This window comes from Arthrobacter sp. YAF34, assembly GCF_052113245.1.
In the GTDB taxonomy this organism is placed as follows: Bacteria; Actinomycetota; Actinomycetes; order Actinomycetales; family Micrococcaceae; genus Arthrobacter.
On record NZ_JBFRCV010000012.1, the window covers coordinates 109,529 to 122,241 of the forward strand.

The following is a 12,713-nucleotide window of genomic DNA, read 5'->3' on the forward strand; positions in this document are numbered from 1 at the left end:
GTCACTGAACTGCCTCCTGTGAAGGGTGGTGTGGTCTCTTGATGACGGGCAGGCGGCGCGCCCACAGCCTGATGCCCTGCCAGCGGATCTGCGCGCTCACGCGCAGCGGGGCCAGCGGTACCGCGAGCGCCGCGGACAGGATGTTCCGCAGGGTCGCTTCGCGGCGGACGCCGTCCATGGTGGCGATGAAGGGCTGGTGGCCCTCCCGCTCCAGGACGATTGAGACGGCGAGCCGTTCGCCGGGTTCGGGGAGCTTCATCCGGTACTGGCCGTCTACGTCGTTGAACGGCGAGACGTAAAACGCCTTCGGGACGCTCGCCCGGCCCGCGCCGTCCGTTTCGAGGAGATAGCAGTGCCGCTCGCCATACGTGTTGTGGACCTCGACGACGACGCAGCGCAGCTCGCCGGCGGCATCGTGGCACCAGAACACGCTCAGCGGATTGAACACGTGGCCGAACACGCGGGCGCTGGCGACCATCGTGATGCGTCCGCCGTCGAGCGTGATCCCCTGGGTGGCGAGGTACCGTTCCACGTTGCCGCGCAGGGTGCCCTCCGGGTCGCCCAGGTGGTCCGCCACCCGGAAGCCGGCCAGCGGCCGGAGCGGGCGCGGCAGTTCCGGGAGATGGTCGACGTCGACATACCAGCTGTAGCTGCGGTACGTGAAGGCGTTGTGCAGCGGGGTGCGCCGCACGTGGGAGATGGCGGTGCGGTAGATGGCGGCCCGCGCAGTGGCGGTGCCCGGTCCGGCGGGGTGGGTAGCGTTCTGCGCGTTCATGACACCTCCACGGCGGCCGGCTGGAGGTCCGGGTCCACGGAGACGGTACGCAAATTTACAGCGCCGCTGGCGGCCGGGAGCTGGTTCCAGTCGCGGCCCAGCCGGGCGGCAGCCTTGAGGCCGGACAACGCGCCGTCCTCATGGAATCCCCAGCCGTGGTAGGCGCCGGCGAAGGCCAGGCGCCCGTCGCCGAGGCTGAGGATCCGTTCCTGCGCCTGCAACGATTCCGGGGTGTACTGCGGGTGCTCATAGACCATCCGGTCCAGGACCGCGGCGTCGTCGATCAGTTCGGACTCGCCAAGGCTCACGATGTAACGGCCGCCGTCCACAGGTTCCAGGCGCTGCAGCCGGGTCATGTCGTAGCTGACCAGGACCTTGTCCGGGCGGGCGTCGCAGGACGGCAGGCGGTAGTTCCAGGAGGCCTGGGCGTTGGGACTGCCCGGCAGCACAGCGGCGTCGCGGTGGAAGATCGTCTGGTTCACCGAGTACGGCATCCCGCCCAGGGCGTCCCGCTCCACGGCCGAGGCATCGGCGAGCATGCGCAGGGCTTGGGCCGGGTGGGTGGCGATCACGACGGCGTCGAAGGTTTCGGTCAGGGTCTCGGTGCCCCGCCCGGTGGTGACGTCAACGCCGTCGGCGTGCCGGCGCACCGCGGTGACGGCGCTGGCAAGCCGGATATCCGGCAGGGTCTCGGCGACCTTTTCGACGTAGCTGCGCGAGCCGCCGGTGACCGTCCGCCACTGGGGCGAGCCCTTGACGCCGAGCAGGCCGTGGTGGCCCAGGAACGTGAACAGGTAGCGGGCCGGGTAGGCCAGCGCGGTGGTGGGGTCGCAGGACCAGACGGCGCTGACCACGGGGGTCATGAAGTGCGAGATGAAGTAGCTGCTGAACTTCTCCCGGGCGAGGAACTCACCCAGGGTCAGCTCGTGGCCGGGGGCAGTTGTGCCCGCCGGGGTTCCCGCCGGGGGCTCCGCCAGCAGGGCGCGGGCCCGGCGGTGGAACCGGGTGACCTCCAGCAGCATCCGCAGGTAGCGGCCGCGCAGCAGCGTGGAGGGCCGGGGAATGATGCCTTTCCCCTTGGGCCGTGCGCCGGCGTATTCCAGTCCGCAGCCGTCGCAGCGGACGGACATGCTCATCTCCGAGTCCTGGGTTTGGACACCAAGCTCGGCGAACAGGCGCAGGAGCGTGGGGTAGGTCCGTTCGTTGTGGACAATGAAGCCGGTGTCCACACCCAGGGTGGGCCCTCCCTCCTGCGGCACATCGTGGGTGTGGGCGTGGCCGCCGAGCCGGGAGTCCGCCTCGAAGAGGGTCACCCGGTCCTGACCGTTCAGCACGTACGCGGCGGTCAGCCCCGCCACTCCGCTGCCGATGACGGCGACCCGCCGGCCTGCCGGAATCCCTGCTGCTTGCGACACTGGTCTGCTCCTGTTGTCTCGTCTTGTCTCGTCCAAAATTGTCTGGATCAAACGTCTTATGGGCTATTCGTCGCCGCCGGGCTGCCGGATGAGTACACTTTCGGCAATTTTTTCGGCCCCGGGGTGAGTGAGGGAACCGCCCCGGGTCCGAAAGTCCTCTGTGCGTCCGTCCACCCGCCTGTCCGGGCCGGTAACTCGGATTCTCCTGCATAAGGGCGGGGCCCGGGCCGTGCCGCGCCGGGCAGATTTCCGGGCACTCTGTTGCGCGCAGCGTCCGGCGCGTGCCGGCGTGGCGCCGGATACAATGAAGCGGGATTTCCGGTCCCGCCATTCCGGTCCCCATACAGTGGACCCGCTACCAGGCGAAGGGCAACCCTTGATCAACCCCGTGCATCTGCGGACCCTCGTGGAAGTGATCCGGCTTGGATCGTTTGCGGCCGCCGCAGCGCGGCTCGGGTACACGGCCTCGGCTGTCTCCCAGCAAATGTCGGCACTGGAACGTGACACCGGCGTCACCTTGTTCCAGCGGGCGGCCCGCAGCATCCAGCCGACGGAAGCCGCCGTCGTCATGACCCGGCACGCGGCCAAGGTGCTGACCGACATCGAGGCGCTCATGGCCGCGGCCTCGCGTGCCCAGGAGAGCACCAGCCAGGAGCTGCGGCTCGGCATTTTCCCGAGCCTCGCCACGTATGTGCTGCCGCCGATCCTGCGGAACCCGGCCTGGAAGAAGCTCGGCATCGACCTGCGGGTCTGGGTCGCGGAGCCGGCCCAGACCATCCAGGGCCTGCGCACCGGCGGGGAACTCGACGTCGCTCTGGTGTATCAGGTGGGACAGTCCGGCCTGGCCTGGCCGCACACGGTGGACCGGGAGTGGATCGGCGACGACGACTTCCGGGTGGTGCTCCCGGCAGCCTGGGGCATCGGCACGGATTCCAAGGTGGCCGCCCCCCATCTGTCGGACATGCCCTGGATCATGCACCATCCGGGCACCTCGGACGCCACGGTGATCGAACGGCTCTTCGCGAGCTGCAACCTGCACCCCCGCGTGGTGGCCTACAGCGATGACTTCCACGCCAGCCTGGAGATGGCGGCCGCCGGGCTTGGCGCCGCCCTGGTCCCCGAGCTCGCCTTGCGGCACCGTCCGGCCGGCGTGGTGGTCCTCGATGTTCCGGAGATCCGGCTGGCCCGGAACGTCTTCGCCCTGCTCATCAACGAGAAGCAGACCGCCCAGGTCCGGCTGTTCGTGGGACTGCTGGCCGAGACGATGCACAAGCTCAGGGCCGCGCGCCAGGACTAAGGCGCCGGGCTGGGCACACGGGCCGCGCCGCCCGGGCTGGGCACACGGGCTGGGCGGGGTTCCCATGCGGCGCCCCATCGATAAGGATGGGGTCCATGAGCAAAACCTATTCAGCTTCCCGTCCCGTCGCCTCCGACAACCCCGAGGAAGTCGCTGCGGCCGTCCGCGCCGCCACCGAGGAGCTGCGCGAAACCCTCCGCGGGCACGGAATCGACGTCAGTTTTAACGATATTGCCCTGCTGGGGCACACCGAATCCTGGGACGACGAGGGTCAGCGGTGGGTCAACGTCGACTGGGAGGAGGAGCAGGCGGGTTAGCCCCGCGGCGAGCACTCAGCGCTTCCGGAGCCGTTTCCCAACCGGCGCGACGAGCGCGTCGATGATCCGCTGCTTGGTGCGGGTGTACGGCGGATAGATCAGCTCCAGGGTGTCGGGCCACAGCGGCTTGTCCAGTGTGGAACGCTCATGCGAGAACGTCCGCACCGAATGTTCCCCGTGGTAGGCGCCCATGCCGCTGCCGCCCACTCCGCCGAACGGCAACCCGGGGACGGACAGGTGGGCAGCCGGGACATCGAAACACAGGGCCCCGGACGAGGTCTGCCCGGCGAAGGCCCGGCGGGTGTCCGGGTCCTTGCTGAAGACGTACAGCGCCAGCGGTTTGGCGCGCCCGTTCACCTGCCCGATTGCCTCCTCGAGCCCGCCCACGGCCACCAGGGGCAGCAGCGGCCCGAAGATTTCCTCGGCCATGACGGGGTCACCGGGCGCCGGCCGGAGCAGGGTCGGCGCGAAGTACCGGCTGGCGGCGTCGCGCTGTCCGCCGTGCACCACGGTGCTGGCGTCGGCCAGGGCCGAGAGTCGGGCGAAGTGGCGGTCATCGACAATCCGCCCGTAGGACGGGCTCGTCGCCGGGTCCGTGCCGAACAGCGCCGTGATGGCCTTGACCAGCTCGGCCTGCAGCGGCGCCAGGACCTCCTCCCGGGCCAGGACGTAATCCGGGGCGACGCAGGTCTGGCCGGCATTCATGAACCGGCCCCAGGCGATGCGTTTGGCCGCCGCGGCCAGGTCCGTGGACGCATCGACATAGGCCGGGGACTTGCCGCCGAGCTCCAGTGTCACCGGGGTCAGGTGCCCGGCCGCGGCCCGCATCACCACCTTGGCCGCCGCTTCTCCCCCGGTGAAGAAGATGAGGTCGAAGCGTTCGGCCAAGAGCGCAGTGGTTTCCGGGATACCACCTTCCACCACCTCGACGGCGCCGGCCAGGTATTCGGGAATCCACCGGGCCAGGGCAGCCGAGGTGGCGGGGGCGTGTTCGCTGGGCTTGAGCACCACGGTGTTCCCGGCGGCCAGGGCTCCGGCCAGCGGGGCGAGGAGCAGTTGCAGCGGATAGTTCCACGGCCCGATCACGAGCACCACGCCCAATGGCGTGAGCTCGGTCCAGGCGCGGGCCGGCTGCACCGGGAGCGGGACCGGCACACGGCGGGGCCGCAGCCAGCCCTCCAGGTGGCGCTCCAGATGTTCCGCCTCGGCGGCCACGAAGCCGATCTCCGTCAGCTGCGCCTCGGTGTTGTGCTTGCCCAGGTCCCGGGCGAGGGCTGCCGCGAAGTCCGCCTGCCGTTCGGCGAGCATCCGCCGGAGCTGGCGTAACTGCTCCAGCCGCCAGGCCAGCGGGCGGGTGGTGCCGGCGTCGAACAGGGCCCGGGCGCGGGCGACGGGAGAGGCTACGGTCTGCATCCGATCAATGTACAGTCCGGAGGCCGCTCCGCGGGACCGGCGCCGGGTGAAACTCCGGTGCCGGTCAAAACCGCGCCAACGCTGGAATGGTCCGGAGTTCAGGACTATGTTGAAGATATGAACAAGGTAGCGAGCAAGCACTTCGGCGAGGTCGAGCTCAACCACGGAAGGGACCATAATCTCACCGCCACGCATGAACTGGCGGGCCAGACCGTGGAGCTTGACCTGAATGTCAACGCGCATGACCATTTCGACGAAGCGGCCATGCATAAAGTTGACTACCGCTTGCGCTTCCTGCCCGAACTCGTGGACCAGGTCCGCGAAATGATCGCCGAGGAACTGGCCCAGGAAGGCACCAGCCCGCAGGAATACCGCCACTTCCATTGCAACGCGATCAAGGACGAGCACCTCAGGAAGGTCTTCGGCGTCGAGGACAAGAGCCAGCTGACCGACGAGGTCTTCCTCAAGGCGCTCAAACTCGGCCACGTGGGCATCTACCCCGGCCAGCCGGAACGCTACTTCGTCCTCGACTTCACCCTGGGCCAGCACTTCACCGACGAGGTGCTCGTCGCCTCCGCGGATGAGGACGGCGTCGTCGACGACGAAATCCTCTGGGAATCCTGAATCGCCCGGACAACCTGACTAGAAACGTACGACGCCGGCCAGCCACCTTGCGAGGTGACCGGCCGGCGTCGTTGGTTCCGGCAGGTGGACCTGGATTACTTGGCTGCTTCGAGCAGTTCGGCGCGGACCGTGCGGGTGGCCGTGACCAGGTTGCGCAGGGACTCTTCGGTCTCGGCGTATCCGCGGGTCTTCAGGCCGCAGTCCGGGTTGACCCAGAGCTGGCGGGACGGGACGTGCTTGACGGCGGTGCTGAGCAGTTCGGTGACTTCCTGCTCGGCCGGGACGCGGGGTGAGTGAATGTCGTAGACGCCCGGGCCCACACCGCGGCCGAAGCCGTGGGATTCGAGGTCGTGCACAACCTCCATGCGTGAGCGGGCGGCCTCGATCGAGGTGACGTCGGCGTCGAGGCCGTCGATCGCGTCGATGATGGCGCCGAACTCGGAGTAGCACAGGTGCGTGTGGACCTGGGTGGCGTCCGCGGCGCCGGCGGTGGCGAGCCGGAAGGACTTCACGGACCAGTCCAGGTACGCGGCCTGGTCGGCCTTGCGCAGGGGCAGGAGTTCGCGCAGGGCGGGCTCGTCCACCTGGATGACCTTGATGCCAGCCGCTTCGAGGTCGGCGATTTCGTCGCGGAGGGCCAGGGCCACCTGGTTGGCGGTCTCGCCGAGCGGCTGGTCGTCGCGGACGAAGGACCAGGCCAGGATGGTGACCGGGCCGGTGAGCATGCCCTTCATCGGCTTGCTGGTCAGGGACTGTGCGTACTTGGCCCATTCCACCGTGATCGGGGCGCTGCGGGTGACGTCACCCCACAGGATGGACGGGCGGGTGCAGCGCGAGCCGTAGGACTGGACCCAGCCGTGCACGGTGACGTCGAAGCCTTCGAGGTTCTCGGCGAAGTACTGGACCATGTCGTTGCGCTCGGGCTCGCCGTGGACCAGGACGTCGAAGCCGAGCTCTTCCTGCAGGTCCACGACGCGCTTGATCTCATCCTTCATGAGCTGCTCGTACTGCTCGGTGGTGAGGTCGCCGCGGTTGGCGCGGGCCCGGGCGGTACGGATTTCGCCGGTCTGCGGGAAGGACCCGATGGTGGTGGTGGGCAGCGGCGGCAGGTGCAAAGCCTTCTCCTGGGCGGCTTCGCGCACCGCGTAGGCGGAGCGGTTGAAGTCGGCGTCGGTCAGGGCGGCGGTGCGGGCCCGGACGTCGCCGCGGCGGACGCCGTCGGCCTCGGCGCGGGAGGCGATGACGCGGGTGGCCTCGTCGATGGCCGGCTGGACATCCCTTGCCGGAAGACCGGTTGCCGGGTCGGTCAGCAGCCCGGCGAGGGTGACAACCTCGACGGTCTTCTGGTCGGCGAAGGCCAGCCAGCTGCGCAGCTGTTCGGACAGCTGGACTTCCTCGTCGACGTCGTGCGGGACGTGCTGGGTGGAGGTGGAGGTGCTGATGGCGAGCGTGGCCACGGCCTTCTGCAGTTCGGCGATCTTCTTCGCGGAGGCCGCGAGGTCGTTACGCCAGATGTTGTGGCCGTCCACGACGCCGGCGACGAGGGTTTTGTTGCCCAGCGCGGCCAGGGCGGCGGCGGACGGGACCTCGCCCTTGAAGACGTCCAGGTGCAGGGCGTCGATGCCGGTGGCGGCGAGGGTGCCGAGCTGGCCGTTGAGCGCGCCGTACGGGGTGGAGACGAACAGCTGCGGGCGCTGGGCCGCGGCGGCGAGGACCTCGTAGGAGCGGGCGACGGCGGCCTGGATTTCCTCGGCCGGGGTGTCCTGGTCCACCACGAGGGCAGGCTCGTCGAGCTGGACCCAGCTGGCGCCGGCGGCGGCCAGCTTCTGAAGCAGCGCGGCGTAGACCGGGAGGATGTCCTCGAGGCGGGACAGCGGGCTGAAGCCGGCCGGGGCGTCGTCGGAGGCCTTGCTCAGCAGCAGGAACGTGACCGGGCCGACGATGTACGGGCGTGTCTCAACCCCGTTGGCGAGGGCGTACTCGAATTCCTCGACGATCCGGTGGGAGGTCAGCGCGAAGCTGGTCTCCGGGCCGATTTCCGGCACGAGGTAGTGGTAGTTGGTGTCGAACCACTTGGTCATTTCCAGCGGCTGCTGGTCCTTGTTGCCGCGGGCCAGGGTGAAGTAGCCGTCGATGTCCAGGTGGCCCTCGGCGTTGAGCAGGTTGCCGAAGCGGGCGGGCACGGCGCCGAGGTGGGCGGCGGCGTCGAGGACCTGGTCGTAGTAGGAGAAGGTGCCGGGCACGGCGGCGGCTTCGGTAAGACCGAGGCCTTGGAGGCGCTTGGCGGTGCCGAGCTGGATCTCCTTGGCGGCGGAGTCCAGGGCTGCGGCGTCGATCTTGCCGGCCCAGTAGGCCTCGACGGCCTTTTTGAGTTCGCGGCGGCGGCCGATGCGGGGGTAGCCCAGGATCGAGGCGGACGGGAAGGGGGTGGTGAGCTGTTCAGTCATGGGAAGTCCTTGGTCTTGGCGGTTCTGTACGGAGGGAAGTTGTTGTGCCTAGCTGGCGAGCTGGCTGCTGGCGGTGCGCCGGGCCGCGAGTGCGGGGTTGTGCCGGTTGCCGCTCTGCCGGTTGCCGCTCTGCCGGTTGCCGCTCTGCCGGTTGCCGCTGCGCGGGCGGGGCAGCGCAAGTTTGTCCAGCACCTCCAGGGCGGCGGCGTGCTCGTTGAACGTGTAGAGGTGGATGCCGGGGGCGCCGGCGTCCAGGGCGGCGTTGGCGAGATCCACCGTGGCGCTGACGCCGATCCGGATCCGCTCGGCGTCGGTATCGGCGCCCGCGAGGCGGTCGATGAGTTCCGCCGCCGGTTCGACGCCGGTCAGTTCGCCGAGGCGGGCGAGCCGCCGGAGGCTGGTCAGCGGCATGACGCCGGGAATGATCGGGATGGTCACCCCCGCGCGTCGTGCCCGGGCCAGGAGGTCGGCGTACTGCTCCGTGTGGAAGAAGACCTGGGTGATGGCGAAGTCCGCACCGGAACGCTGCTTGGCCAGGAGGACCTCGACGTCGTGCGCTTCACTGGGAGACTCCGGGTGCCTGGTCGGGTAGGCGGCGACGCCCACGGCAACCTTGCCGGCGCACAGCAGTGCCGAGCGGCGCTGCTCCACCCGGCGGATGAGTTCGATCAGGTCCTGGGCGTACCGCAGCGACCCGGGCGGCGGGGTTGTGCCGTCCTTGGGCTGGTCGCCGCGCAGGGCGAGGATGCCGCGGACGCCGACGTCGAGCAGGTCGCCGATGATCTCCGCCAGTTCCTGCGGCGAGTTCCCGACGCACGTCAGGTGGGCCAGGGGCCGAAGCGTCGTTTCCTGCACGAGCCGGTTGATGAGTTCAACAGCGGTGCTGCGGTTGGAGCCGTTGGACCCGTAGGTCACGGAGACATAGTCCGGGTCCGTGGCTTCCAGTTCGCCGATGGTGGTCCAGAGGGATTCCGCGGCCGCGGGCGACCGCGGCGGGAACAGCTCGTAGGACAGCGCAACAGGGGCCGCGCCGGCCAGATTGGGATGGGTGTCGATAAGGCTTGGTGGTGACATTTGCGTCCTTGGCTGTGAACACTGCCGTCAGGAGACCGGAACCCGGATGACCGAATCGGAATCACTGCGGCCAGTGAATTGAGTTTGGGGAACACGGAGGGAACTCGTGCAGGACGCAGCCGCGACTGTTACGCCTGATACGAAGTTGTCCGTGAGCAAATGTCAGGCCCACATGGGGGCACCCACACCCTCCTGGGCCGCCCGGGGGCGTGCCGTCAACGGAGGATCGCTGACACGTTACTGAGGTAACTTGTATAGAACTCTAAGGCCCGGGCGCGGGGGCCTTCAAGTCGGCGGCCGAATTAAGACGCACCTTTACGGCCGCGCAGGGTTCCCGGCAGAATAATGTTCGCCGGATGGGCCGATTCCGTTCCAAGGCCGCACCCCGGGGATGGCCTCCCTTTCGCCCCCGCTCAGGACTATCCTGTTGCCATGATTCAGCTTCCAGCCAGCTACCAGGAGTATCTCGCCGGCAAGAGCGAGAGCTTCATCAACGCCGTCCGGCCGGTCCTTATGCAGTCGGCCGCGGACAAGTCGCATGGGGTGCGGATTCTCGTGCTTCCGCATGGCCATCAGGCGCATCTGGACGACTCCATCCCGTACGGGACGGTGGTGGAGGACATCGACTGAATCCAGCCCTGCCGGCCAGAGGCCACTCCCCCGGGTCAGTCCCCCAGGAGCAACCGCTGCGAGCGGGGCGCCAGGGTGTGTTCCAGCACGAGGCAGGCCGCCCCGACAGCGCCGACGTCGTCCCCGACGCCCGTGCCCACGACCTCTATGCCGTGGATTTTCCGGGTGGCACTGTTGGCTTCGATGAGGGCGGGGACCTGTTCGAGGTACGCCGCTGAGAGGCAGGTCCAGAACGGCCCGCCGAACACCACGCGGTCCACGTCCAGGGCGTTCGTGACGACCGAGACGGCACGGGCCACGAGCACGGCTGATCCGGCGATGATGTCCATCGCGGCTTCGTTGCCGGCGTACGCGAGCTCGCACAATTCCGCGAACCGCTCCTGAACCGCCGGCGCGCTCCGGTCCTGGCGCGATCCATCCAGTACCCCGGCAGCCTCGGCCTGCGCCACGAGGACCTGCGGAATGGCGGAGACCTTCACGCAGCCGCGCTGGCCACAGTCGCAGAGCGCCCCGTCCGGATCCACGATGATGTGCCCGATTTCCCCGGCGTTGCCCGAGATCCCGCGGACAACCTCGTCGTTCAGGACGATCCCGCAGCCGATCCCGGTCCCCATGTACATGAAGATGAAGCTGCCCTCGCCGCTGGGGCCGCCGGCCCAGGTTTCTGCCACTGCCGCGCTCGTCACGTCCTTGTCCATCAGGGTGGACAGGCCGGTGGCCTCAGTCAGGGCGGCCCGGAGCCCCACATGGTCCCAGCCGGGCAGCAGCGGGGGGTCCACGACGGCGCCCTCGTTGAGGTCGATGGGCCCCGGCGAGGCCACCCCCAGCCCGGCGATCCGGCCCGGGTCCACCCCGGAATCCGCGATGAGCCTCCTGATTTCCGCCGCGATGCTCTCGATGATCTCCCGCGGGTCGGTGCCGGGCGGGGTGGTGATCCGTGAGTGCCGGACGACGGCGCCGAGGAGGTCCAGCACCACGAACGTGACCACGGCAGGGTCCAGGTGAACGCCCACGGCGTACATCCCCGCAGGATTGAGCCGGAGCATGGTCCGCGGCTTGCCGGGGCCGCTGCCTTCCTTGCCGGCCTCAACGATGAGGTGCTGGTCCAGCAGGCGGCGGGAAATATTGGAAATGGTCTGCGGCGACAGTCCGACGATTTGCGCCAGCTCCACGCGGCTCAGGCCGCCGGGCGCGCGGCGGATGGCGTCGAGGATAACCGTGAGGTTGAAATCCCCCATCTTCGGTAGGTTGGTCCCTCGCCTCGGCGAGGGTTGCCGGATCTCGGTCACTGTTACCTCTAAACGTCTTTGGCCACGCACAGCACTTGTCAGAATCGTACGTTACGGGCAGGCGTGCGCCCACACATCCGCTGTTCAAACCGAATGTTTCAGCGTTGCGGTGCGCGGACGCTGGCCGTCACGGTGAACTTCGGATTCCTGCCGACCTCGCGGGTCGGCCCGACCAGGCGTTCGAGGGCCGGCCGGTAGTGCAGGTGGCTGTTGAAGACGGTCCAGAGTTCCCCACCGGGGCGGAGCACCCTGCCGGCCGCCTCGATCAGCTTGATCCCGGCGCCGGCGTGCACCGCCGCTTCCAGATGGAAGGGCGGATTGAGCAGGACCAGGTCCGCGCTGGCATCCGGCAAGGAGCTCATAGCGTCGTCCTGGAGCACGTCGATCCGGGCTTCCAGGCCGTTAGCGCGGGCCGTGGCGAAGGCTGAGTCGATGGCGGCCGCGGACCGGTCCGTGGCGGTGACGCGTGCGTCCGGGTTGGCGCGGGCGTACATCGCAGCGAGGATTCCGGTGCCGCAGCCCAGGTCGATGGCATGCGTGGCGTGGGGCATCCGCGGCAGGAAGTCCAGCAGGAACCTGGTCCCGATATCCAGCCCGGCGCCGGCGAAGACGGCTCCCCGGGCGCAGACCGCCAGCCCCAGCTCCTCGTTCGTCCCGATGACCGGGAAGGGCGGGGCAGCCGGGACCGGCTTGGGGCGCCGAGCCAGCAGGAGCCGCGATTTCTGCCGGGCCAGTTGCGGCTGGACGTCCTCGAAGTAGCGTGCCAGCACGGCGTTCATGCCCAGGCTCATGTGTTTGACGCGGCCGCCCGCGAGCAGGACGACGTCGGGCGCCGCATAGCGGGCGACGGCGTCGGCGATTTCCTCGAGCTCCGCCAGCGAGCGGGGCAACTGGAGCAGGACCAGGGAGGCGTCAGCCAGGAGCTCCGCGCCCAGCGGGAAGTGTTCGAAGCCTGCCCGGATCCCCAGCGCCGCGGCGTTGGACCGAAGTGCCTGTTCACCGGTGATGAGGTCCTGGTGGACCCGGATGATGGACGCTGCCCCCGCCTGCGGGGCCCCTGTCAGGGCTTCGGAGTTCAGTGCTTCGGGGTTCAGGGCTTCGGAGTTCAGTGCTTCGGGGTTCAGGGCTTCGAGGCGCAGGGCCCCCAGGGTCAGGGCCCCGTACCGGTCCGCCACTACTGTGAGCCGGTTCCCGGGCGGCAGCAGGCCCGCCGCGTGCAGCTCAAGGGCAGTGTCCAGCAGGAGTTTGTCCGTGGCGTCCCAAGCCTGCAGATTGGCGGCCTCGACGTCCGGGAATCGTCTCAGCCCGGAAAAGAGGGATTCGATGCTGTTGTCCGCCACGCGCGTTGGGCCGCCGTTTCTTCTCAGGCTTGGGTAATGAGCAAGGGGTGTGGGACCGGTTGTGAGGCCGGCGTGGCCAGCCCCCGGGTGCT

11 protein-coding genes are annotated in these 12,713 nt (G+C 68.9%); 4 read left to right on the forward strand and 7 right to left on the reverse strand.

Translation table 11 applies throughout. The features are described from left to right. Nucleotide 1 precedes the first annotated feature (1 nt). Nucleotides 2–775 carry a DUF1365 domain-containing protein gene (locus AB4Y72_RS15205; RefSeq protein WP_441426992.1) on the reverse strand — a complete coding sequence of 258 codons (774 nt, stop codon included), beginning with the start codon at nucleotides 773–775 and terminating at the stop codon, nucleotides 2–4. Further along, nucleotides 772–2,190, reverse strand: a complete 1,419-nt coding sequence (locus AB4Y72_RS15210; RefSeq protein WP_441426993.1) for an NAD(P)/FAD-dependent oxidoreductase — start codon at nucleotides 2,188–2,190, stop codon at nucleotides 772–774. The genes AB4Y72_RS15205 and AB4Y72_RS15210 overlap by 4 nt, the downstream gene beginning before the upstream one ends. A 376-nt stretch (nucleotides 2,191–2,566) precedes the next feature. On the opposite strand from AB4Y72_RS15210, the gene AB4Y72_RS15215 reads away from it, so the two are divergent. Beyond that, nucleotides 2,567–3,487, forward strand: coding sequence for a LysR family transcriptional regulator (locus tag AB4Y72_RS15215; protein WP_441426994.1), 921 nt, complete (start codon nucleotides 2,567–2,569; stop codon nucleotides 3,485–3,487). 95 nt (nucleotides 3,488–3,582) lie between these two features. After that, a complete protein-coding gene (locus AB4Y72_RS15220) occupies nucleotides 3,583–3,804 on the forward strand; it encodes a hypothetical protein (RefSeq protein WP_441426995.1) in 222 nt (73 codons plus the stop codon). Nucleotides 3,805–3,819: 15 nt separating this feature from the next. On the opposite strand, the gene AB4Y72_RS15225 is transcribed toward AB4Y72_RS15220, so the two are convergent. Next, the gene (locus AB4Y72_RS15225) at nucleotides 3,820–5,217 is read right to left on the reverse strand and encodes an aldehyde dehydrogenase family protein (protein ID WP_441426996.1); all 1,398 of its coding nucleotides are present in this window, start codon (nucleotides 5,215–5,217) and stop codon (nucleotides 3,820–3,822) included. A gap of 117 nt (nucleotides 5,218–5,334) precedes the next feature. Between AB4Y72_RS15225 and AB4Y72_RS15230 the strand changes: the two genes are divergently transcribed. Next, nucleotides 5,335–5,841 (forward strand): DUF2004 domain-containing protein, encoded by a 507-nt coding sequence (locus tag AB4Y72_RS15230; RefSeq protein ID WP_441426997.1) that lies wholly within the window; start codon nucleotides 5,335–5,337, stop codon nucleotides 5,839–5,841. Between the two features lie 95 nt (nucleotides 5,842–5,936). On the opposite strand, the gene metE is transcribed toward AB4Y72_RS15230, so the two are convergent. Then, nucleotides 5,937–8,288 carry a 5-methyltetrahydropteroyltriglutamate--homocysteine S-methyltransferase gene (gene metE / locus AB4Y72_RS15235; RefSeq protein ID WP_441426998.1) on the reverse strand — a complete coding sequence of 784 codons (2,352 nt, stop codon included), beginning with the start codon at nucleotides 8,286–8,288 and terminating at the stop codon, nucleotides 5,937–5,939. 48 nt (nucleotides 8,289–8,336) lie between these two features. Beyond that, nucleotides 8,337–9,362 (reverse strand): methylenetetrahydrofolate reductase, encoded by a 1,026-nt coding sequence (locus AB4Y72_RS15240; protein ID WP_441426999.1) that lies wholly within the window; start codon nucleotides 9,360–9,362, stop codon nucleotides 8,337–8,339. Between the two features lie 432 nt (nucleotides 9,363–9,794). Between AB4Y72_RS15240 and AB4Y72_RS15245 the strand changes: the two genes are divergently transcribed. Continuing rightward, nucleotides 9,795–9,992 carry a hypothetical protein gene (locus AB4Y72_RS15245; protein WP_441427000.1) on the forward strand — a complete coding sequence of 66 codons (198 nt, stop codon included), beginning with the start codon at nucleotides 9,795–9,797 and terminating at the stop codon, nucleotides 9,990–9,992. 35 nt (nucleotides 9,993–10,027) lie between these two features. On the opposite strand, the gene AB4Y72_RS15250 is transcribed toward AB4Y72_RS15245, so the two are convergent. Together AB4Y72_RS15250 and AB4Y72_RS15255 are read right to left on the reverse strand one after the other, a co-directional pair. Further along, entirely contained in the window at nucleotides 10,028–11,230 is a 1,203-nt protein-coding gene (locus tag AB4Y72_RS15250) for an ROK family transcriptional regulator (protein WP_441427001.1), read from the reverse strand. Nucleotides 11,231–11,379: 149 nt separating this feature from the next. After that, entirely contained in the window at nucleotides 11,380–12,621 is a 1,242-nt protein-coding gene (locus AB4Y72_RS15255) for a class I SAM-dependent methyltransferase (protein WP_441427002.1), read from the reverse strand. Nucleotides 12,622–12,713: the final 92 nt, after the last annotated feature.

Bases quoted from the DNA above. Each gene is read 5' to 3' on its own strand.
- AB4Y72_RS15205 (WP_441426992.1), bottom strand. From the start codon at position 775: ATGAACGCGCAGAACGCTACCCACCCCGCCGGACCGGGCACCGCCACT.
- AB4Y72_RS15220 (WP_441426995.1), top strand. From the start codon at position 3,583: ATGAGCAAAACCTATTCAGCTTCCCGTCCCGTCGCCTCCGACAACCCC.
- AB4Y72_RS15225 (WP_441426996.1), bottom strand. From the start codon at position 5,217: ATGCAGACCGTAGCCTCTCCCGTCGCCCGCGCCCGGGCCCTGTTCGAC.
- AB4Y72_RS15230 (WP_441426997.1), top strand. From the start codon at position 5,335: ATGAACAAGGTAGCGAGCAAGCACTTCGGCGAGGTCGAGCTCAACCAC.
- metE (WP_441426998.1), bottom strand. From the start codon at position 8,288: ATGACTGAACAGCTCACCACCCCCTTCCCGTCCGCCTCGATCCTGGGC.
- AB4Y72_RS15240 (WP_441426999.1), bottom strand. From the start codon at position 9,362: ATGTCACCACCAAGCCTTATCGACACCCATCCCAATCTGGCCGGCGCG.
- AB4Y72_RS15245 (WP_441427000.1), top strand. From the start codon at position 9,795: ATGATTCAGCTTCCAGCCAGCTACCAGGAGTATCTCGCCGGCAAGAGC.
- AB4Y72_RS15250 (WP_441427001.1), bottom strand. From the start codon at position 11,230: ATGGGGGATTTCAACCTCACGGTTATCCTCGACGCCATCCGCCGCGCG.